Origin of the sequence: Vibrio sp. 10N.261.55.A7, assembly GCF_002877365.1 — a bacterium.
In the GTDB taxonomy this organism is placed as follows: domain Bacteria; phylum Pseudomonadota; class Gammaproteobacteria; order Enterobacterales; family Vibrionaceae; genus Vibrio.
Window position 1 is genome coordinate 1 of record NZ_MCWZ01000282.1, and the last position, 20,891, is coordinate 20,891.

Below are 20,891 nucleotides of genomic sequence, written 5' to 3' on the forward strand. Positions count from 1 at the left end.
ATATATTAAAATAAATTTTAACGTGATCTTTGTTGTAATTTTACAACAAAACCAAAAGATGATTTTTAGGCGTAAAAAGGCTATAAAACGATGGAAATCAGCAGAGATAGCAACGATAAGCTATCCATTAGACAGTGAGTTTATGACAATGAAAGTAAAAGAGTATGGCAATAAGCTGATAGGCGCTCATGTATCGGCCGCTGGTGGAGTGGATCTGGCTCCAATGAGAGCAAGAGAGATAGGGGCGAATGCCTTTGCGTTGTTTACTAAGAATCAAAGGCAGTGGAAAGCAAAGCCTCTAGAAGCCAAAACGATCAGCGCTTTTAAAGCGAATTGCAAAATGCTTGGTTTTGATACGGGTCACATTCTCCCGCATGACTCTTACCTTATAAATCTAGGGGCGCCTGAAGAAGAGAAACTTCTCAAATCTCGAGCGGCATTCATCGATGAGATGGAGCGCTGTCAGCAGCTTGGCTTAACGCTTCTTAATTTTCATCCTGGGAGTCATTTAAAGAAGATATCTGAGAATCAATGTCTAGAGCTGATTTCAGAGTCGATAAATTTGGCACATGAAGCTGTCCCGAACGTTATTGCTGTGATCGAAAACACCGCAGGTCAGGGAACAAACTTGGGCTGGCGCTTTGAGCACTTAGCCCAGATTATAGAGAAGGTCGAGGATAAAAGCCGAGTCGGGGTTTGTATCGATACTTGCCACACCTTTACGGCAGGCTATGACTTACGCACTAAAGAGGCGTGTAATAACACCTTTAATGAGTTCGATCGAATCGTTGGTATGCACTACCTTCGTGCAATGCATGTGAATGATTCTAAAGTAGAACTCGCAAGCCGAGTGGATCGACACCACTCATTGGGGCAAGGAGAGATTGGTTGGGATTGCTTCGAATACATTGCAAAGGATCCTAGGTTTGATGGTATCCCATTGATTTTAGAGACAATTGATGAGAATTTATGGCCCCAGGAAATTAACGTAATGAGAAAGTTTCATTTAGACTCAATAAGTTAACGGGCGATCTTTCAAAGTTGGCACTGATCTTTCATTACTGTTAATGAGAGTCACCTTTATGAATGTTGATGAGTTTTAGTTTCAATCCATAGAAGGTGATGTGTACTGAGTCGTTATGAGGAGTGCCATTATGCCAACTATTACACAGACACCAAGAATGCCTACACCTAACCGCCACATTACAGGCCAAGGTGGCCGCTTCAGAACCCCACAAAAATCATAGTGGTTAACCTGAATCCCTGTAAATTGCATGCGTTCCGTATAAAATGAACAAAACTGCAATTTATGGGGATACAAAATGCCAAGCTCTCTGCAATGGTGTGATTTCATCGAAGCTGAAACAAAATTCGATTACTTCTCGCAGATGATGACCTTTATTGATAGTGAACGAGCGGTGGGGAAGAACATTTACCCTGAGCAAAAGAATGTTTTTAGTGCGTTCGAACGGACACCCTTTGATAAAGTGAAGGTTGTTGTTTTAGGACAAGATCCTTATCACGGGCCAGATCAAGCACACGGCTTAAGTTTCTCTGTTCTTCCTGGAGTAAAAACACCGCCCTCACTGGTTAATATCTATAAAGAGCTCGCCCAAGATATCGATGGCTTTGTGGTTCCGAATCATGGCTTTCTTGGTCAATGGGCTGATCAAGGTGTTTTGTTGCTCAATACGGTTCTCACTGTTGAGCAGGGCAAAGCTCACTCTCATTCTAAGGTAGGTTGGGAAACCTTTACCGATCACATGATTGATAAGATTACCCAATATCATGAGGGTATCGTGTTTTTGTTATGGGGAGCACACGCCCAAAAGAAAGGGCGATTTATTGATCGAGATAAACATCATGTTCTTACGTCCCCACACCCATCTCCGCTATCGGCGCATCGTGGGTTTCTAGGTTGCCAGCACTTTTCACAAGCCAATCATATTTTGCGAACGCAGGGCAGGACACCAATAGACTGGGCGATCACTTCTTCTTAATTCAATTAGTCTTAAACCCTGAATTAGCCTATACATACAGTCAACGCTAACGGAAGCCATGGTTAACACGTGTATCCAGAACCGTGTGAACGTCGTTTGAATTATCGTGTGAGTGTTTTTTGAACAAGCTCAAGACATAACGGATCAGTCTCGTATACACTTGTAATAAGTAGGTGTTTAGGAGGAAGACTATGATGATTGAAAGGATTCGACGAGAACATGGTTATATGATTCGCCTCTTGGCGATTTTGAAAAGCAAAGCGGCCAAACTAAAAGACGATCAAACCATCAGCTATTCGCTGGTGCGCGATATTGTGGATTATTTGGCTAATCACTCAGAGAAGGTCCATCACCCTAAGGAAGACATTCTTTATCGTTACTTTCTCACTCATTACGGACAGCAATTTGAGATCAGTAACCTTGAGTCAGAGCATCAGCAACTCTCTCAAAAGACGCACGACTTTGTTGATGTGGTCGATATGATTTTGAAAGACGCGGTTATTCCTCAAGATCTCTTCCTTGGATTGCTGGAAGAGTTTATGTTGGCTCAAAAACGTCATTTAGAGGTCGAGGAGTCATCAATACTGCCGCTGATTAAGCGAACATTTAATGAGGATGATTGGAAAGCGGTTGAAGCGTTATGGAATGTTAACGAAGACGATCCGCTCTTTGGCGATCAGATTGCGGATAAGTATCAACAGTTGGCAAAAAGGATGGCGCAGCAAGATATAGAGTGCGTTTGATTTATTTCTACTTATTTTCAAATACCAAAGGCGCTGTGTATGCAGCGCCTTTTTACATTGTAGTCATTATTTTTAAGCCTAACGTGCGTCTAGATATCGAGATCTTCGACTTTAAGGCTCATATCCATTTCAAGTAGCTCTTTTTGTAAGCGTTGACGATCTTTTATTGCTTCTATTTCTCGCCATTTACGCTTTACAGGTTTAGAACGCGCTGCTTTACCTCGAGGGAAAGATGTTTCCATAACTTCGTCGAACTGTATGCCTTCCATAAGCCACCTCTATTTATTCGAATATGCCCTGAACCAGGATCTTTTTAATATCACTTTTGCCTAAGCCTATCCTTGATTTGTTTCTCATTTGTTTATTTTTTATGAATGTTTTATGTGGTTTCCCGACTGAATATCACAAATCGTTGAATATTAGTGGTTAAATGATAGGCAAACGAACGCGAGCAATCGATTAAATTTACTTAGATTTGGCATTTAGACTGAAAACTAAAAAATGGTGATGGCAGTTAACATTTGCTTTTTGAGCTGATTAGAAATGAAGGCAGGCTTAATGCGTTTGTCCAAATGAGTGAAGAAGCTTGTCTTCCTTTGTGTCATTGCCGTGAGCCGCTTTACGGGAGTGGGAAGTAGCTTGGCGATGTAACGAGGTGTTAATGTTGCAAAGGCGCTTTATCTATGTGTTGTATATGTAAGTAAATGTAGGGTTATTGTGTTAAAAGTGCTTTGATTTGCAGTACAGAATGCTTATTGTGTGAGCTTGGTTGAGTATTGATTTTTGCTGAACCACGCGGCATCATCCCCGCCGTCAAAAATTCACTATTTTGAATTCCAGGGTTTCTTGGGATCAACATAAACAACGCCACTATAAATTCTTAGACAAATTTTGCCTGCTATCGCAGCGCGACGTGGTGTGTTTAGAGCTAAGCTTTCGTAGCTAAGAGTGGTGCAACACCGAGAGAGGTTCTTGTGACAGACTTAATTAATTTGATGAATGACCTATTATGGGGTTCCATTCTTGTTTACCTACTTGTTGGCGTGGGTATCTATTTTACCGTTCGCTTAGGTTTCATCCAGTTTCGCCATTTTGGCCACATGTTCAGCGTGCTAAAGAATAGCCGCAAAGCAGATAAAGCGGGTATCTCCTCTTTCCAAGCCCTTTGTACAAGCTTAGCTGCTCGCGTCGGTACTGGTAACATGGCGGGTGTCGCCGTTGCGTTAACCGCAGGTGGCCCTGGTGCTATTTTCTGGATGTGGTTGATTGCTATGTTGGGTATGGCGACGTCATTTGCCGAGAGTACGCTCGCACAGCTATACAAAACACGTGATGCTGACGGTAACTATCGTGGCGGCCCTGCTTACTACATGGAAAAAGGTTTGGGCATGCGCTGGATGGGCGTGTTGTTCTCTGTTTTCCTTATCATTGCGTTTGGTTTGGTATTTAACGCGGTTCAAGCGAATGCGATTGCTGGTGCGATGAATAATGCGTTCGGCTTTGAAGAAATGTACGTTGGAATTGCGATCGTCATCATTTCAGCATTCGTCATCTTTGGTGGTATTCGCAAGATTGCTCGTACTGCTGAGTTGATTGTTCCAATCATGGCGCTTGCTTACTTGTTGATTGCTCTCTACGTGATGATCACGAACCTTGATAAAGTGCCTGATGTGCTGAGCCTAATCTTCAAGAGCGCATTCGGTCTTCAAGAAGCGGCTGCGGGTGGCCTAGGTTATGCGATTGCTCAAGCAATGATTCAAGGTATCAAGCGTGGTTTGTTCTCAAACGAAGCGGGTATGGGTTCTGCGCCTAATGCTGCTGCTTCGGCAACCCCTTACCCGCCACACCCAGCCTCACAAGGTTATGTGCAAATGCTTGGTGTGTTTACCGATACGATTGTTATCTGTTCATGTACGGTCGCTATTATTTTGATGTCTGGTGAATATGTACCGCACGGTGAAATCACAGGTATCGAATTGACTCAGCGTGCGTTAACCGCACAAGTCGGTGACTGGGGGGGTATTTTTGTTGCAGTGGCGATTTTCTTCTTCGCTTTCACCTCTATTATTGCCAACTACTCATACGCAGAAACGAACTTAATCTTCCTTGAGCACAACAATAAGAAAGGCCTGGTCTTCTTTAGATTGGTTGTGCTTGGCATGGTGATGTTCGGCTCATTGGCGGCACTGCCGACGGTTTGGGCGCTGGCCGATGTCTCTATGGGGCTAATGGCCATTGTGAACCTAGTGGCTATCATCTTGCTGTCTGGCATCGTGATTAAGCTAGCCAAAGATTACAATCGACAGCTAGACGCAGGCAAAGTACCGACCTTTGATGCCAATGACTTCCCTGAGCTTCAGTCTCAACTTGAAGAAGGCATTTGGGACAATAGTAAGAAATCCAATTAATTCTTCCTATTAGAGTAATTGAAAAGCCATGCAGACATTGCATGGCTTTTTTTGTAACCTAGGTAAGACAAATTAATATGGAAATCAAACTATGCTGATCGTTATCTCTCCAGCCAAAACATTAGACTATGAGTCTGTGCTTCCTACACAGGAATCCACACAGCCAGACTTTATTGCACACTCTAAGGAATTGATTCAAGAGTGCCGCAAGCTGACTCCTGTTGATATAAGTGCACTTATGAAAGTAAGTGATAAGATCGCTGGACTGAATGTCGCCAGATTTGAGCAGTGGAGTGAAACTTTCTCTTTTGAAAACTCTCGTCAGGCCATTTATGCCTTTAAGGGCGATGTTTATACTGGTCTTGATGCGCTTTCTCTCTCTGCTGATGACTTAGCGTATGCTCAACAGAACCTGAGAATGCTGTCAGGATTATACGGTCTGCTAAAACCCATGGATTTGATGCAGCCTTATCGCTTAGAAATGGGCACCAAGCTTGCCAATCCGCGTGGAACCAATTTATACCAATTCTGGGGCAACCTGATTACGGATAAGTTAAATGAAGTATTCAGTGCTCAAGATAATAAGGTGTTGGTTAATTTAGCGTCGAATGAGTATTTTAAAGCGGTAAAACCTAAGACGCTGGACGCTCAAGTGATTACGCCCGTTTTCAAAGACTGCAAAAACGGTACGTACAAAGTGATTAGTTTTCATGCCAAAAAAGCACGCGGCATGATGGCGCGTTACATGATTGAGAACAAAGTGGATTCGGTAGAAGCTCTAAAAGGTTTCGATAGTGCGGGTTATTACTTCGTTGAAGCTGAGTCCACCGACAAAGAGCTTGTGTTTAAACGTGACGAGCAGTAACGATCAATCATTAAGCAATAATGAATGATTCAAAACGGTAAGAGGATAACGATTGTGTGGAATTGGCTAAAGTCATTACTCAATAGATACGATGCTTGGTGCCAGTCAATGGGGTTAACTCCAGAAAATAAGCGCAGTTGTGTCCCTTACAAGCAAGAACCCTCTTGTAAGAAAGTTCTTAAACAAGAGGTTAAGTAAGTTCAATGACCGCTCTGTTTGATACTCACTGCCATTTTGACTTTCGCCAATTTGGCGGTGATTTTGATTCAGAACTTTCTGCGGCAAAACAGCAAGGTGTTGAGCGGTTTCTTATCCCGTCCGTTAATGAAGACAATTGGTTAGCTGTTCAACAACTATCTTATCAATACCCTGAGATATATCACGCATTGGGTTTTCATCCGTGGTTTCTTCCTTCTCAACCTGCCAAAGCCTTGCCTTCGTTAGTACAAGCCCTAGAGCAGCGGTCTTCTCAGTGCGTCGCTATTGGTGAATGTGGGCTCGATTTTATGACTGACACGCCATCGGATCGGCAAGAAAGCTATTTGTCGATGCAACTAGAACTCGCTCAGCAATACGATCTTCCTGTTATTCTGCATTGCCGTAAGGCTCATCATCGGCTGATACCGATGCTAAAACGTTATCCTTTGCTGAAAGGCGGGGTGTTGCATGGCTTTTCGGGGAGCGCTCAACAAGCTATGTCATACATTGAATTAGGTTTTTACATTGGCGTTGGCGGGACGATCACTTACCCACGAGCCAATAAAACAAGAGTGGCTGTCTCACAACTGCCATTAGAATTTTTGGTCATTGAAACGGACGCACCGGATATGCCAATGCATGGTTTCCAAGGGCAGCCGAATCACCCCAAAATGCTCCCGAAAGTGTTGTCAGAACTGGCTTTGCTCAAAAAAGAATCAGAGCAAACGATTGCGCGATCGTTGTGGAAAAACAGCCATAAGCTCCTTTCTATTTGTGAATGAATTCTAAAGAATATGTACGATTGGTGAATGAAGCTCTTTGTTATTGAGATCTCAATCACACTTACTAATGAATGAAGTGTGAGTCTTAATAGAAAGTGTGAGGGTGGCATTACTTTATCTCATTTGTGGTGCGTATAATTACCAAGCTTTTTTAGCTCCACTTTGAAACACGCCAATAAATAACTAATAAGGAAATCATAAACTATGAGCCTGTTTATGAGTATCGTCGGGATGTTCGTACTGCTAGGACTAGCAGTTCTATTATCTGACAACCGCAAAGCAATCAATCTACGCACTGTAGGTGGTGCATTTGCAATTCAATTTGTATTAGGTGCATTTATTCTTTACGTCCCTTGGGGACAAGAGCTGCTGAGAGGCTTCTCTGACGGAGTATCAAATGTAATCGCGTATGGTAACAAAGGTACTGAATTTGTTTTCGGTGGTCTTGTATCTAACAAAATGTTTGAAGTATTTGGAGGCGGTGGTTTCATCTTCGCATTCCGCGTTCTTCCAACGCTAATCTTCTTCTCAGCATTCATCTCTGTACTTTACTACATTGGCGTTATGCAGTGGGTTATCAAGATCCTTGGTGGTGCACTACAGAAAGCGCTAGGTACTTCTCGTGCGGAATCTATGTCAGCTGCAGCAAACATCTTCGTTGGTCAAACAGAAGCACCTCTAGTGGTTCGTCCGTTTGTACCTAAGATGACTAAGTCTGAACTATTCGCAGTAATGTGTGGTGGTCTAGCTTCTATCGCTGGTGGTGTACTAGCAGCGTTTGCTGGTATGGGCGTGCCAATCGAATACCTAGTTGCAGCGTCATTCATGGCGGCACCAGGTGGTCTACTGTTCGCTAAAATCATCATGCCAGAAACAGATAAGCCTCTAGAAGATCTAGGCGCTGATATTGACGGCGGTGACGACAAGCCTGCTAACGTAATTGATGCAGCCGCTGGCGGTGCAGCAATGGGTCTACAACTGGCTCTTAACGTTGGTGCAATGCTACTCGCATTCATCGGTCTAATTGCTCTAGTTAACGGTATGCTTGGTGGCATCGGTGGCTGGATCGGTATGCCTCACCTAACGCTTGAGCTGATTCTTGGTTGGGTCTTCTCTCCACTAGCGTTTGTTATTGGTGTTCCATGGTCTGAAGCAACGCTTGCGGGTTCATTCATCGGTCAGAAGATCGTTGCAAACGAATTTGTCGCTTACTCTGCATTCGCACCATACTTGGCTGAAGGCGCTGAGGTTGTTCTTTCTGAGAAGACGAAAGCAATCATCTCATTCGCTCTATGTGGTTTCGCAAACCTTTCTTCTATTGCGATTCTACTTGGTGGTCTAGGTAGCCTTGCTCCTACACGTCGTCAAGAAATTGCTCGCATGGGTATGAAAGCTGTTGCCGCTGGTACGCTATCAAACCTAATGGCAGCGACAATTGCTGGTTTCTGTTTAAGCCTTGCGGCTCTTTAATAGAACTCGGTAATTAATATATAGACGCCTTAATACATCGCCCCGTAGCAAGAAATTGCTGCGGGGCTTTTTTGTTTTTGAGGCTAACGAAATCGTATTTTAAAAGACAGCGTGAAATTTTTGAGATACAAACCGTTTGCGTTTTATTTGGTACTACAGTTTTGCGATGAATATCTATACTGTATAGGTTATACAAAGCACCGCTGTTTCAGTGATAAAACGTTATTGAACGGCAAACATCTCAAACAGGCAAATGATTTGCCTACGCAGGCACGCCAATCATGATTGGTTTGCTATGTACCATTTGGTACTGTGCGGTGACAAGGATAGCAATCAATACATGTTCGCTGTATGTATTGAGTCTTCAAGGAACCAAGTCCGTTCATTTAAGGCTGCTGGGATATCAGGCTAACGCCCATAGATGTTCTCAGTGGTAAATGAATTGAATATATTGATCGGAGATAGAAATGAGCGATTTAAAAGCAGCAGCACTACGCGCACTTAAATTAATGGACCTTACAACACTGAACGACGATGACACTGATGAAAAAGTCATTTCACTGTGTCGTGATGCAAAAACCGCAGTAGGCAATACAGCTGCAATTTGTATTTACCCTCGTTTTGTTCCAATTGCGAAGAAAACACTTCGTGAGCAAGGCACTCCAGAAGTTCGTATTGCGACTGTCACTAACTTCCCACACGGTAATGATGATGTTGCTATTGCAGTCGCTGAAACGAAAGCTGCGGTTGCTTATGGCGCTGATGAAGTGGATGTTGTGTTCCCATACCGAGCTTTGATCGCCGGAAATGAAGAAGTGGGTTTTGAGCTTGTTAAGCAATGTAAACAAGCGTGTGGTGACATTCTTCTTAAAGTCATCATTGAAACAGGCGAACTGAAAGAAGAAGCGCTGATTAAAAAAGCATCTCAAATCTGTATTGAAGCCGGTGCTGATTTCATTAAAACATCAACGGGTAAAGTGCCTGTAAACGCAACACCAGAATACGCACGAATGATGCTTGAAGTTATCCGTGACATGGGCGTAGCGAAAACAGTTGGATTTAAGCCAGCGGGTGGTGTTCGTACTGCTGAAGATGCTCAAGCTTACCTAGGTATGGCAGACGAGCTACTTGGCTCGGACTGGGCTGATAACATGCACTACCGTTTTGGTGCTTCAAGCCTACTGACTAACCTATTAAATACATTAGAAGTTACAGACGAGACTGCTGATCCAGCAGCCTACTAACATACCCGTCAAATTTGACGCTGCAGTATTGTGACCTCGTAAGTTCAGCCTAATCAAAGAGCTTGTATAGGCTTGTTAGGATTGAACTTCGATTTTCTTCAAGAAAACGGTCAACGGGCTGCGGCAGCAATTGTCTCGAGTATGACTCATAAAAAATAACGTCTGAATTAATTTAGGGTGGTGAAGCATCACCCTAATTTACCTCTTTACCTGACAACCATCGCTCACATGAGCATGGGAGGATCTAATGTACTTACCTCAAGAAATCATCCGAAAAAAACGTGATAACGAAGTCCTGTCCGCAGAAGAAATTAACTTCTTTATTCAAGGTGTTGCCAAAAATACCGTCTCTGAAGGTCAAATAGCCGCCTTTGCCATGGCGATTTTCTTTAATGAAATGACGATGCCTGAACGAATTGCCCTTACCTGTGCAATGCGTGATTCTGGCATGGTTATCGACTGGGACCATATGAACTTTGAAGGCCCAATTGTTGATAAGCACTCAACCGGTGGTGTAGGGGATGTAACCTCTCTCATGCTAGGCCCAATGGTGGCTGCGTGTGGTGGGTTTGTTCCTATGATCTCAGGCCGTGGTTTAGGCCATACTGGTGGAACGCTTGATAAGCTAGAGGCCATCCCGGGCTATAACATTACTCCAACTAATGATGTGTTTGGTCAGGTGACGAAAGACGCCGGTGTTGCGATTATTGGTCAAACGGGCGACCTTGCACCAGCCGATAAGCGTGTCTATGCCACTCGAGATATTACGGCTACCGTTGATAACATCTCATTGATCACCGCTTCCATTTTATCGAAGAAACTCGCCGCAGGTTTAGACTCTCTAGTGATGGACGTGAAAGTAGGCTCTGGCGCATTTATGCCAACCTATGAAGCGTCTGAAGAGTTGGCTAAGTCTATTGTTGCTGTGGCTAACGGCGCTGGCACAAAGACAACGGCTATTTTAACGGATATGAACCAAGTACTTGCTTCTTCGGCGGGTAATGCGGTGGAAGTTCGCGAAGCGGTTCAATTCCTAACGGGCGAATATCGCAACCCTCGTTTATTGAATATTACCTTGGCGTCATGCGCAGAAATGCTGGTGTTGGGCAACTTAGCGAAAGACTCTGATGAGGCTAGAGTGAAGTTGATGGAAGTCCTTGATAACGGCAAAGCTGCGGAGTGTTTCGGAAAAATGGTTACCGGCCTTGGTGGACCTGAAGATTTTGTACAAAACTATAATAACTACTTAGAAAAAGCAGACATTATTAAACCTGTTTACGCTCAGGAAACTGGCGTTATCTCTGCAATGGATACTCGTGCGATCGGAATGGCTGTGGTTGGAATGGGCGGTGGACGCCGTGTTGCAACCGATACGATCGATTACGCAGTAGGGTTTGATAACTTTATTCGACTTGGTGAGGTAGCGTCAGAGGACAAACCGCTGGCTGTTATCCACGCTCGCAATGAAGAGCAATGGCAAGAGGCCGCAAATGCACTACGAAGTGCCATCACTGTTGGCGGAGACTATCAACCGACTCCAGATGTATATCGTCAGATCCGTTCGGAAGATGTATAAGCTGGTAAATCGCTTTTAATCTAATAAAAGCAAAGAATTGGTGAGAAAATGAAACGAGCAATTATTTTAGTATTAGATTCATTCGGTATTGGTGAAACTGCTGATGCCGACAAATTTGGTGACGTTGGCGCAGATACGATGGGTCACATTGCTGAACAGTGCAGCAAAGGTTTGGCGAACAATGCTGAGCGTAATGGCCCTTTAAAACTGCCTAACTTATCAAAGCTTGGCTTTGCGATGGCGCATAAAGAGTCAACGGGTCAGTTTGCTGCTGGCCTTGAAGGTAATGTCGACGTGATCGGGGCTTATGGCCATGCCGCTGAGCTGTCTTCTGGTAAAGATACTCCTTCTGGGCACTGGGAAATTGCGGGTGTTCCCGTCCTATTTGATTGGGGTTACTTTACAGATAAAGAGAACAGCTTCCCAACCGAGTTAACGGATCGTATTTTGAAGCGTGCCGGTCTGTCTGGATTCTTAGGAAACTGCCATGCGTCAGGCACACAGGTTCTTGATGATCTGGGTGAAGAGCACATGAAGACAGGTCTTCCTATTTTCTATACATCGGGTGATTCTGTTTTCCAAATCGCATGTCACGAAGAGACCTTCGGACTTGATAACTTATTAGAGCTTTGCCAAATCGCACGTGAAGAGCTTGGTGACTACAATATTGGTCGTGTTATCGCACGTCCATTCGTTGGCGCTAAAGCGGGTGAGTTTGCTCGTACGGGCAACCGTCGTGATTTGTCGGTAGAGCCGCCGTCAGCAACCGTATTGCAAAAGTTGGTTGATGAAAAAGGTGGTCAAGTACACTCAATAGGTAAGATTTCAGACATCTATGCTGGCTGTGGGATCACGAAGAAGACCAAAGCGACAGGCATTCCAGATCTGTTCGAAGCAACCAAAGAAGCGATCAAAGAAGCGGGCGATAACACCATTGTGTTCACTAACTTCGTTGATTTTGACTCGGCTTATGGGCATCGCCGTGATGTTGCGGGTTATGCGGCAGCGCTGGAGTATTTCGACGGTCGAGTGAATGAAGTGATCGAGCTAATGGAAGAAGATGACGTACTGATTCTTACAGCTGACCACGGTTGTGACCCAACCTGGCCGGGCAGTGATCATACGCGTGAACACATTCCTGTCATTGTTTATGGTCAAAATGTACCTGCAGGTTCATTGGGCTTACGTGACACGTTTGCAGACATTGGTCAAAGCCTCGCGACGTATTTCGGTACTTCTCCAATGGAGTACGGTAAGAGCTTTTTGTAATTTCATGTTCAGGCCTAAAAGGTGCTTTTAGGCCTACGTAAGAAGGAATAAATAATGGCAACTCCACACATTAATGCCGAGAACGGCGCCTTTTCTGACGTTGTTTTAATGCCGGGTGATCCGCTACGCGCTAAGTACATTGCTGATACGTTTCTAGATGATGCCGTTCAGGTTTGTGATGTTCGCAACATGTACGGTTACACTGGCACGTATAAAGGTCGCAGAATTTCGGTGATGGGCCACGGTATGGGTATCCCATCTTGCTCGATTTATGTCACTGAGCTGATCAAAGATTTTGGTGTGAAGAAAATTATCCGTGTTGGTAGCTGTGGTGCGGTCAGTGAAGATATCAAGCTACGCGATGTTGTGATTGGCATGGGCGCTTGTACTGACTCTAAAGTAAACCGAATTCGCTTTAAGGATCATGACTTTGCTGCTATTGCTGACTACAAGATGGTACGTGCAGCGGAAGACGCAGCAAAAGCGCGTGGTATCGAGGTGAAAGTAGGTAACCTATTCTCTGCTGAATTGTTTTATACACCCGATCCAGACATGTTTGATGTGATGGATAAGTACGGCATTGTTGGTGTAGAGATGGAAGCGGCAGGTATCTATGGTGTGGCGGCTGAGTACGGCGCGAAAGCACTGGCTATTTGTACGGTTTCTGATCATATCAAGACCGGTGAGCAAACCACCTCAGATGAGCGTGCAACGACGTTTAATGAAATGATGGAAATTGCATTGGACTCTGTTTTGCTTGGTGACGAAGAGTAACACTCGCCTTCATAGGTGCTCCTATTCCCCCTAAAAAACAAAACCTCAGCTTAGTCTGAGGTTTTGTTGCTTTGAGGCTAAAGATCAGTTGTCTTTAAGTAGTAGGTTCTCACCCTTATTCTTGCGTTTTTTACGAATCAGTAAAGGCATTAAAACCCCACCGATGAAGGCCATGAAAATCATGGTGTACATATAGTGATCGCTCTTTCGATAGTGATGATCAGAAATCGCGGTGACTCGCCCAGTTTCAAACGTTATTCTCACAAACCCAATGATGCTGGAATCATGCATGACAGGCTCAACCAATTGTTGTCGACCGATCCGAGCCGTCGATAGTGGTGTATCGATACCTAGAACTTCTCTTGCCGTTAGCGATTCATCGCTTCCCGCAAGCTTCACTCCCTCTGTATTATAAACCGTTGCGTCAAAGACCAGAGCGTTGTGTGCCAGCTGATTAGCCAGCATCAATAGTCTTTCTTGATCCTGTTGAAGAATCATTTCTGCCGCTGAAAGAGACGCTTGAGAGATTAGTATTTTAGTCAGTGTCTCAAGTTGGTTATGTTGAATGCGTTCATTGCCTTTACTGATTTTGACACTGTTAATAGCAATGACAGCAACCATGGCGAGCAACGTTAAAACAGCAACCACTTTAATCGCTATTCGAAATGAAAATAATGACTGATTCATGGTATTCCTACTCAGAATTATTTTGCTTTCGTTCATATTGATGCTTGCGTTTTTAAATTGCAATAGGTTAACGTTGTGGAGTTATTTCAAGGATTACAAACATGGACACGTTAAAGAAACTCTCAATAAGAAAACACACCTCATTATTAACCCGATTACCCGAAACCCTCAGTGCTCAACAGCATGAGAAAAAGAAAGCGAATTGGATCGTATTTTCTGAGCACCTGTATTCTCAACAGTTTGAAGATATTGATGCCTACACGGGCACGTATACCCCTATCTTAGAGACATGGAAAGTAGGCCACTACGAAGTGGCTTTGATGTCAGGGAAGTTAACGGAAGCCCATATAGAGATAGTCAAAGCACTGGGGCTAGATTACGCAAGCTTAGATGAAGTCCCAGACCTTTCAAAGCCTGGACTGATCGTGATGGATATGGACTCCACCGCTATTCAGATTGAGTGCATTGATGAGATAGCTAAGTTAGCAGGCGTCGGAGAGGAAGTTGCTGAGGTAACAGAACGTGCGATGCAAGGTGAATTGGATTTCGAGCAAAGCCTTCGTCAAAGAGTGGCAAAGCTAGCGGGCGCTGACGAATCGATACTTGAGGCTGTGCGCAGCGAACTCCCCTTCATGCCGGATTTAAAAGAACTGGTCAGTACGCTTAATACGATGGGCTGGAAGACGGCTATCGCTTCAGGTGGGTTCACTTACTTCTCTGATTATTTGAAAGAGGAGTTAAACCTACATCATGCTCAATCGAATACACTTGAAATTATCGATGGGAAGCTCACGGGCAAAGTGCTCGGGGACGTTGTTTCAGCGCAGACTAAGGCCGATATTCTATTTGAATTAGCCGAAAAGTACGACATTGAACAGCACAATACCGTTGCAGTGGGAGATGGTGCGAATGATCTCGTCATGATGAACGCGGCTGGGCTAGGCATCGCTTATCATGCAAAACCTAAAGTTGAACAGCAAGCTCAGTCAGCAGTGCGATTTTCTGGGTTAGGAGGCGTGCTTTGTATTCTTTCGGCCGGTTTAGTTAAGCAGCAGAAGCTGAGCTGGAAAGCGCAACCTTAACGCGCAACCATAACGCGAAAGGTATCAAATATCCCCCTCAAAGAAATGGCTCAATCAGGCTATACATAATAAATAAAGGCGAGAAACTGTTGTTGGTTCTCGCCATTATTTTGTTAGTTCCAGTCTCACCAATACTTCATCTGTGATATCGACAATTTCTCCGTAACCCACCGTGGAACTTATCTCTTTTTCAAGGCTTCTGGCCTGATGCATGCTGATTTGCGTCAGCTCTTCTATATCGGCTTTGAGTAAATTGGTCAGTGGTTCAAAGATCGGTGCCCCTGATACTCGTAAGACATAGAAATCTCCAACACTCATTGCTTTCTTTATAAAGATGAGCCTTTCTTTGATGTTCTCAAAATCACTGCTTAACTTGGTTTGCAGTGATTGGATTCGATTCCCAAAAATTAGGGCTGAAATGTAGATCTCATGATACTGAGGCTCAGCACCTTCTAACCGTTTCATTGGCACCGAAAGTAGGGTATTCATTCTGCCTTTGTAAATCGGCTCAAGTGAGAACTGTTTTTCGATTCCCAATCTTGCCATCAATACCATGTGAGCTGGCAGCGGGTAGTTAACACCGATCACCATGGGTACTAATGACCCTTTGATCTTTTCAATGAAGACCGGGTTACTCACCATTTTGTCGAGCAGAATGTTGTGGAGCCCTTCTAACAGCTCATTACTCGGGAGTAATTCTTTCTTCTGAGGCAATTTTTGCTGATTGTGTTTGATTAAACGATCAAAGAACGAAATGGTTCTATAACTAGCTGGTGATTCATCAATACTCATTTGAACCGTTTGATTGTCGGCCCCGACTCGTATCACCTTGTATGGCACTTCGGTTAAAGGCAAAGACTTGTCGTACAGCTGCAGCTCCCTCAGGTGGATACTGCACGCTTCTTCTGCTTTTAGAGCATTTGGGTTATCGAGCTTGATGCTTAAGCCATGCTTTGAAAGATCTAATGTGGATCCGGTATACACATTGCCTGAAATTGTTTTGAGTTCAATTGGTGATTTGAATTGATAACGTGGCTCTTTACGACGGGATTTTGCATCAAAATAGATCGATGTCGGGTTGCCGATCACTTGACGAGTATGACGGAAGCGATTGAGTGTCTTACTTGGCAGTTTTGGTTTCTCGGTAAAAAGATAATCGGCTGCCGAGTCGGTATCGGCGATCTCTTGCAAAATACCACAATGTGAGAGTGCTTTGGTATCGATCCCTAGTTCACTGGCATGCTGTGCCAGCTGTTGACACTCAGGATCGGATAACTCAAAAACGGAGATCTTAAAAGCTTTCCAGCTCTTTCGCCTCGCTCCAACGTGCCAAAATAGCTGACGTTCTTCTCTTTTGGCTTCAGGCATGAGCATTGAGAAGAATAGCTTTTTGTCGTCATGGTCGTGGGTAAACGAATAGATCGTATTGCTGCTGCCACGCACTCCCGCGGTAGCGAGCAAAGAAATGCGTTGCTCATGGAAAAGAGAACCCAAAGCCTGTTGGTTTCGCTCATCTTGCCAGTAGTTCCAGATTGGCAGATTGTTTTCCGTCATCAGTACGAGCTTGAGCTCACTGCCACTAAAAAAAAGCGGGAGGTTACAGGTGTGTTTTAAGTAAGTATGTTCGTAGCCACGAGTTCTTGCTCGTATGATCTTATCTTGGTTATCGTGTCGAATCTTTTGCGAACTGCTTTGCAGAGACTCTTCGATCAGTTCATTGACGACATTGGATTCTGATATTTTAAGCGCTCGAATGAATTTTACGGCGTCATTTTCATAACTGTCATCGATACCGACGATGCGGTAATTAACCGCTTGATGTATGCCTTCAACTTCCGATGTTTTTTGTAGCTCAACGAACGATACGGAGATCATCTCGCCCAATTTATAATTGAAGGCCGTTGGCACCTTGAATTTAGCGCCAGAAGGGGAGAGGTCAATACTAACCGCGTGAACCAGTTGTTTACTCTGTAGGGTAATCTCGACTTGAGAGTACACTTTTAACCGGTTTTCTTGCCGTTTTAGATCGTATCCAAGCGTGATGGGCTCAACGTGAAATGGACTGCTTTCTTCAGAGATCTCTTTCTGGGTTGCGATGCCATTTTTCTTCATCACCCTGAAATTGTTCTTCGTGTTGATTAAGGCTTCCCACATGCCCTCTGTATAGCCATTATATTTTTTGAAGTTCTTGTGGTAAGCATTAAAGGCCACATCATCTAGCCAGTGCTTAAGGCCATCAAGTTCATACTCACGGCACTCTCCTTGAACACGGCCTCGTAAGTCGATTGGCTTTGTGCAAGGTGCCATGACTCGATTTAATTCCATCTTGACTAAGAGTTTTGCCGACGGGGCTTCGCCTTCTGTCATTTGAGATAAAAGGTAGTCAAAATCCTCCGAATGGAAAGCGGGGATAAGTCTCTCTGCGATAGATAGAATTTCAGATTGCTGCATAGTTTTCTGTTAGAGTAGTCCGTTACATTAACATCGGCGGGCTTGCCTTGATCTTTAACCGAATGTTAACGCTCTAAGTGACTGAATGGTATATATCACCGTTTTATGAGTCACGCTATTTTAATAACGCACCTAATTACGTGCTTATTTATACAGTTTAGTAAATTGAGGAAACATGGCTAAGGCAAAACGAGCATACGTTTGTAATGATTGTGGTGCGGATTTTCCCCGCTGGCAAGGACAATGCAACGCTTGTGGGGCGTGGAACACGATAACAGAAGTTCGCATTGCTGCATCTCCAACGGTGGCGAGAAATGAACGACTTTCTGGATATGCAGGCACTGGCAGTGATACCAAAGTACAAACGCTTTCTGAGATTGATTTACAAGAAGTTCCGAGATTCTCTAGCGGATTCAAAGAGCTCGATCGCGTCTTGGGTGGAGGTGTTGTTCCTGGAGCGGCTATTCTCATCGGCGGTAATCCTGGTGCCGGTAAATCAACACTATTGCTCCAAACTATGTGTTTGCTCTCTTCTCAAATGCCAACGCTCTACGTCACTGGTGAGGAATCCTTACAGCAGGTGGCGATGAGAGCGTCACGCTTAGGTTTGCCGAAAGATCACTTAAAGATGTTGTCTGAGACGAACGTTGACAAGATCTGTCAGATTGCTGAGAAAGAGCAGCCGAGAATAATGGTGATTGACTCGATTCAGGTGATGCATGTGGCTGACGTTCAGTCATCCCCTGGTAGCGTTGCGCAGGTAAGAGAATCTGCGACGATGCTGACGCGTTATGCCAAACAAAATAATGTTGCCGTGTTTATCGTTGGTCACGTAACCAAAGATGGTACGTTGGCAGGTCCTAAGGTGCTCGAGCATATTATTGACTGTTCAGTGTTGCTTGATGGAGGCACTGACAGCCGTTTCAGAACCATGCGCAGTCACAAGAATCGTTTTGGTGCGGTGAATGAACTCGGCGTGTTCGCCATGACTGGTCAGGGATTAAAAGAGGTGAGCAATCCCTCTGCGATTTTCTTGTCACGTGGTGAAGAAGAGACGTCTGGAAGCTCTGTCATGGTGGTTTGGGAAGGCACGCGCCCATTGCTGGTAGAGATTCAAGCCTTAGTGGATTACTCGCAACTTGCGAACCCGCGTCGAGTCTCAGTGGGGCTAGATCAAAACCGTTTATCCTTATTATTGGCTGTCCTACATAAGCATGGCGGCTTGCAAATGGCCGATCAAGATGTCTTCGTCAATGTCGTTGGTGGTGTGAAAGTGACGGAAACCAGCGCTGATCTTGCATTATTGATGGCACTGCTCTCGAGCTTTAAAGACCGCCCACTTCCTAAAGATGTCGTAGTATTTGGAGAGGTTGGCTTAGCTGGGGAAATTCGCCCCGTACCCAGTGGGCAAGAACGATTAATGGAAGCGTTCAAGCACGGGTTTAAAAAGGCCATTGTTCCAGCGGCGAATATGCCCAAGAATGGGGTGGAAGGGATGCAAATCCATGGTGTGAAAAAGCTCTCAGATGCCTTGCAAGCATTTGATGAGTTGTGAGGGAGCGAAGTTAACTGACGCCAGCTAAGTCAGTTACCCGTCAGTGAAAGGACAAGTCACAAATTGGCTGCACACTGCTTCAAAGAAGCGTTCGTTGTCTTAAAAGGAGTTAAGATGTTACGGCATTGGATAGTACTCTGGTTGATGCTGATTGCTCAGCCAGTTTTTTCTGGGCAGTCTGGTCAAGGTATTTGGAGCGAAGAGTCGTTTCAATGGTATGCCGGTGGAACGTTCTCAAACAACGGACCTTTGGAAAGCCACTTAGAGAGCCTGTCTGCTCGTTCAACGTTTAGTTTGATCGGAGAGAAACAAACGAGCTTACTGAAGTTTGAAGTATTAGATTCGGCTTCTTATGTCATTGATTTCCGAAACTCTAACTTTATTGGCCAATACCAACACCGACTGTTTGATGTTCAAGGGCAGCTTTTAACGTCGATGAATGGGGGACTGTATCAGACAGAGCCCTCTCAGTTTTTTCTTCGTAATGGGCATCGAATCCATTTAGCAGCTGGTCACTATCAGCTACTGACGACACAACAATCCCAGTTCAATATTGCCCCTCCGACTCCTTTTGTTATGAGTGACGCGGAATATTTTGGTGAGATCCGTCTGGGAAATGCGTTCGTCTTATCAACATTAGGCATTCTGGTTGGTCTCTTCTTTTATTACATTGTTATCTCATTTGCTCGAAAAAGTACGGTCGATTTTACCTATGCGATGTTTATCCTTGGCAACATAATCTTTAACTGTACGACCTTACATGTCAGTCGTGATGTCTTTGGTCTCGCTTGGTTTAGTGGAGGAAGCTGGCCAATACTCTTCTCTAACATTGCCTACATTGTGTTTGTGATGTCATTGCTTAAAATATCGAAGCACAAAAACCGAGTTTTATGGCGAGCAGGAGTCTCGATCATCTCTCTATTCAGTCTTTTTATTGTTTCATCTCTGTTTTATCCCGAGTGGCAAAATGAGTTGAATCGTTTAGGGGTTGGAATCTTTCTATTATTCGGCATCACTTGTGGCATCGTTGAGAGCATTAGAGGCAGCACCATCGCTAGGCTCTATCTGTTAGCAAATATTGGGTTTGTTCTTCTAGGAGGGATAGCCATCTCGCAAGAGCAAATAGATGGCTTGCAAACCATCTACATGTCCCACATTGGTTTACTAGCCGTTGCCTTGGAAGTGTTGTTCTTATCTTGCGTTGTCTCTTATCAGATGACGATGCTAGAGAGTGATAAATCGAGAGCGTTAGCTGAGGCGGAAGTGTCGCTGATGATTGCCCGCACCGATCCCTTGACCCAGTTACCTAACCGCTATGCATTAGAAAAACGTTTAGCGTCAGTGAAGGAAACGGAAGCGTTCATTTATATAGATTTGGACGGGCTAAAACAGTGTAATGACCATTATGGCCATGAAATGGGCGATCGATTGTTAAAGTCGTTCAGTAATAAGCTACATCAAGAGTTAGTACCGAATTGTCAGTTATACCGTATCTCTGGTGATGAGTTTGGTCTGGTCTTTTTGAAAGCTCATCTCAATGATGTGGTAGAGGCCATCAAGGTGGTTGAATTGGCATTGCATCAAGATTTCACCAGTGACGTCGGCGTCAGTTTTGGCAGTGCTCACTTTGAAGATTATGAACGTTCACAACAAGCCGTGCAGGCTGCTGATAAAGCAATGTACGTAAATAAGAAGTTAAAGAAGAGACAAATATCTGCACTCGCATGAGTAAATTGCACACACAATTTGGTCGTTTTATGTTCGATATTTGATCATTAAAAAACCGT

Annotated in this window: 18 protein-coding genes; 15 read left to right on the forward strand and 3 right to left on the reverse strand. The window is 44.3% G+C overall.

Features of this window, described 5'->3' with window-relative positions; all coding sequences use genetic code 11:
- The first annotated feature begins 142 nt into the window (after positions 1-142).
- The 3 genes from nfo to BCU12_RS13565 all read left to right on the forward strand — a co-directional run bounded on the left by nfo (position 143) and on the right by BCU12_RS13565 (position 2,743).
- Positions 143-1,024 carry a deoxyribonuclease IV gene (nfo, locus tag BCU12_RS13555; RefSeq protein ID WP_102404849.1) on the forward strand — a complete coding sequence of 294 codons (882 nt, stop codon included), beginning with the start codon at positions 143-145 and terminating at the stop codon, positions 1,022-1,024.
- A 298-nt stretch (positions 1,025-1,322) separates the two neighbouring features.
- Complete coding sequence (gene ung, locus BCU12_RS13560) at positions 1,323-2,000, forward strand: uracil-DNA glycosylase (protein WP_102404787.1); 678 nt, start codon at positions 1,323-1,325, stop codon at positions 1,998-2,000.
- A 191-nt stretch (positions 2,001-2,191) separates the two neighbouring features.
- Positions 2,192-2,743: a hemerythrin domain-containing protein gene (locus tag BCU12_RS13565; protein ID WP_102404788.1), complete on the forward strand. Its 552-nt coding sequence runs from the start codon at positions 2,192-2,194 to the stop codon at positions 2,741-2,743.
- An 89-nt stretch (positions 2,744-2,832) separates the two neighbouring features.
- On the opposite strand, the gene BCU12_RS13570 is transcribed toward BCU12_RS13565, so the two are convergent.
- Complete coding sequence (locus BCU12_RS13570; RefSeq protein ID WP_102404789.1) at positions 2,833-3,012, reverse strand: DUF3545 family protein; 180 nt, start codon at positions 3,010-3,012, stop codon at positions 2,833-2,835.
- A 705-nt stretch (positions 3,013-3,717) separates the two neighbouring features.
- Here BCU12_RS13570 and BCU12_RS13575 point away from each other — a divergent pair.
- From BCU12_RS13575 to deoD, 9 genes are all read left to right on the forward strand, one after another.
- Positions 3,718-5,151: a sodium:alanine symporter family protein gene (locus BCU12_RS13575; protein WP_102404790.1), complete on the forward strand. Its 1,434-nt coding sequence runs from the start codon at positions 3,718-3,720 to the stop codon at positions 5,149-5,151.
- Between the two features lie 91 nt (positions 5,152-5,242).
- A complete protein-coding gene (gene yaaA / locus BCU12_RS13580; protein WP_102404791.1) occupies positions 5,243-6,016 on the forward strand; it encodes a peroxide stress protein YaaA in 774 nt (257 codons plus the stop codon).
- A gap of 54 nt (positions 6,017-6,070) precedes the next feature.
- Positions 6,071-6,214, forward strand: coding sequence for a DUF5363 family protein (locus tag BCU12_RS23330; RefSeq protein WP_198599332.1), 144 nt, complete (start codon positions 6,071-6,073; stop codon positions 6,212-6,214).
- Positions 6,215-6,219: 5 nt separating this feature from the next.
- Positions 6,220-6,996, forward strand: a complete 777-nt coding sequence (locus BCU12_RS13585) for a TatD family hydrolase (RefSeq protein WP_102404792.1) — start codon at positions 6,220-6,222, stop codon at positions 6,994-6,996.
- Between the two features lie 204 nt (positions 6,997-7,200).
- Positions 7,201-8,466, forward strand: coding sequence for a NupC/NupG family nucleoside CNT transporter (locus tag BCU12_RS13590; RefSeq protein WP_102404793.1), 1,266 nt, complete (start codon positions 7,201-7,203; stop codon positions 8,464-8,466).
- A 467-nt stretch (positions 8,467-8,933) separates the two neighbouring features.
- Positions 8,934-9,710, forward strand: coding sequence for a deoxyribose-phosphate aldolase (deoC, locus tag BCU12_RS13595; RefSeq protein ID WP_102404794.1), 777 nt, complete (start codon positions 8,934-8,936; stop codon positions 9,708-9,710).
- Between the two features lie 247 nt (positions 9,711-9,957).
- Entirely contained in the window at positions 9,958-11,286 is a 1,329-nt protein-coding gene (gene deoA, locus BCU12_RS13600) for a thymidine phosphorylase (protein WP_102404795.1), read from the forward strand.
- A 48-nt stretch (positions 11,287-11,334) separates the two neighbouring features.
- Positions 11,335-12,555, forward strand: coding sequence for a phosphopentomutase (locus BCU12_RS13605; RefSeq protein WP_102404796.1), 1,221 nt, complete (start codon positions 11,335-11,337; stop codon positions 12,553-12,555).
- A gap of 54 nt (positions 12,556-12,609) precedes the next feature.
- Entirely contained in the window at positions 12,610-13,329 is a 720-nt protein-coding gene (gene deoD / locus BCU12_RS13610) for a purine-nucleoside phosphorylase (protein ID WP_102404797.1), read from the forward strand.
- 84 nt (positions 13,330-13,413) lie between these two features.
- Here deoD and BCU12_RS13615 read toward each other — a convergent pair whose 3' ends face one another.
- The gene (locus BCU12_RS13615) at positions 13,414-14,016 is read right to left on the reverse strand and encodes a YtjB family periplasmic protein (protein WP_102404798.1); all 603 of its coding nucleotides are present in this window, start codon (positions 14,014-14,016) and stop codon (positions 13,414-13,416) included.
- 101 nt (positions 14,017-14,117) lie between these two features.
- Between BCU12_RS13615 and serB the strand changes: the two genes are divergently transcribed.
- Positions 14,118-15,098, forward strand: coding sequence for a phosphoserine phosphatase (gene serB, locus BCU12_RS13620; protein WP_102404799.1), 981 nt, complete (start codon positions 14,118-14,120; stop codon positions 15,096-15,098).
- A 105-nt stretch (positions 15,099-15,203) separates the two neighbouring features.
- Here serB and BCU12_RS13625 read toward each other — a convergent pair whose 3' ends face one another.
- The gene (locus BCU12_RS13625) at positions 15,204-17,549 is read right to left on the reverse strand and encodes a PilZ domain-containing protein (protein ID WP_102404800.1); all 2,346 of its coding nucleotides are present in this window, start codon (positions 17,547-17,549) and stop codon (positions 15,204-15,206) included.
- Positions 17,550-17,724: 175 nt separating this feature from the next.
- Here BCU12_RS13625 and radA point away from each other — a divergent pair, with 175 nt between their 5' ends.
- Positions 17,725-19,104 carry a DNA repair protein RadA gene (gene radA / locus BCU12_RS13630; RefSeq protein WP_102404801.1) on the forward strand — a complete coding sequence of 460 codons (1,380 nt, stop codon included), beginning with the start codon at positions 17,725-17,727 and terminating at the stop codon, positions 19,102-19,104.
- 114 nt (positions 19,105-19,218) lie between these two features.
- Positions 19,219-20,832, forward strand: a complete 1,614-nt coding sequence (locus BCU12_RS13635) for a diguanylate cyclase (protein ID WP_102404802.1) — start codon at positions 19,219-19,221, stop codon at positions 20,830-20,832.
- The last annotated feature ends 59 nt before the right edge of the window (positions 20,833-20,891 follow it).

Excerpts from the sequence above, each read along its gene's own strand:
- nfo (WP_102404849.1), top strand. The coding sequence starts at position 143 with ATGACAATGAAAGTAAAAGAGTATGGCAATAAGCTGATAGGCGCTCAT.
- ung (WP_102404787.1), top strand. The coding sequence starts at position 1,323 with ATGCCAAGCTCTCTGCAATGGTGTGATTTCATCGAAGCTGAAACAAAA.
- BCU12_RS13565 (WP_102404788.1), top strand. The coding sequence starts at position 2,192 with ATGATGATTGAAAGGATTCGACGAGAACATGGTTATATGATTCGCCTC.
- BCU12_RS13570 (WP_102404789.1), bottom strand. The coding sequence starts at position 3,012 with ATGGAAGGCATACAGTTCGACGAAGTTATGGAAACATCTTTCCCTCGA.
- yaaA (WP_102404791.1), top strand. The coding sequence starts at position 5,243 with ATGCTGATCGTTATCTCTCCAGCCAAAACATTAGACTATGAGTCTGTG.
- BCU12_RS13585 (WP_102404792.1), top strand. The coding sequence starts at position 6,220 with ATGACCGCTCTGTTTGATACTCACTGCCATTTTGACTTTCGCCAATTT.
- BCU12_RS13590 (WP_102404793.1), top strand. The coding sequence starts at position 7,201 with ATGAGCCTGTTTATGAGTATCGTCGGGATGTTCGTACTGCTAGGACTA.
- deoC (WP_102404794.1), top strand. The coding sequence starts at position 8,934 with ATGAGCGATTTAAAAGCAGCAGCACTACGCGCACTTAAATTAATGGAC.
- deoA (WP_102404795.1), top strand. The coding sequence starts at position 9,958 with ATGTACTTACCTCAAGAAATCATCCGAAAAAAACGTGATAACGAAGTC.
- BCU12_RS13605 (WP_102404796.1), top strand. The coding sequence starts at position 11,335 with ATGAAACGAGCAATTATTTTAGTATTAGATTCATTCGGTATTGGTGAA.
- deoD (WP_102404797.1), top strand. The coding sequence starts at position 12,610 with ATGGCAACTCCACACATTAATGCCGAGAACGGCGCCTTTTCTGACGTT.
- BCU12_RS13615 (WP_102404798.1), bottom strand. The coding sequence starts at position 14,016 with ATGAATCAGTCATTATTTTCATTTCGAATAGCGATTAAAGTGGTTGCT.
- serB (WP_102404799.1), top strand. The coding sequence starts at position 14,118 with ATGGACACGTTAAAGAAACTCTCAATAAGAAAACACACCTCATTATTA.
- BCU12_RS13625 (WP_102404800.1), bottom strand. The coding sequence starts at position 17,549 with ATGCAGCAATCTGAAATTCTATCTATCGCAGAGAGACTTATCCCCGCT.
- radA (WP_102404801.1), top strand. The coding sequence starts at position 17,725 with ATGGCTAAGGCAAAACGAGCATACGTTTGTAATGATTGTGGTGCGGAT.
- BCU12_RS13635 (WP_102404802.1), top strand. The coding sequence starts at position 19,219 with ATGTTACGGCATTGGATAGTACTCTGGTTGATGCTGATTGCTCAGCCA.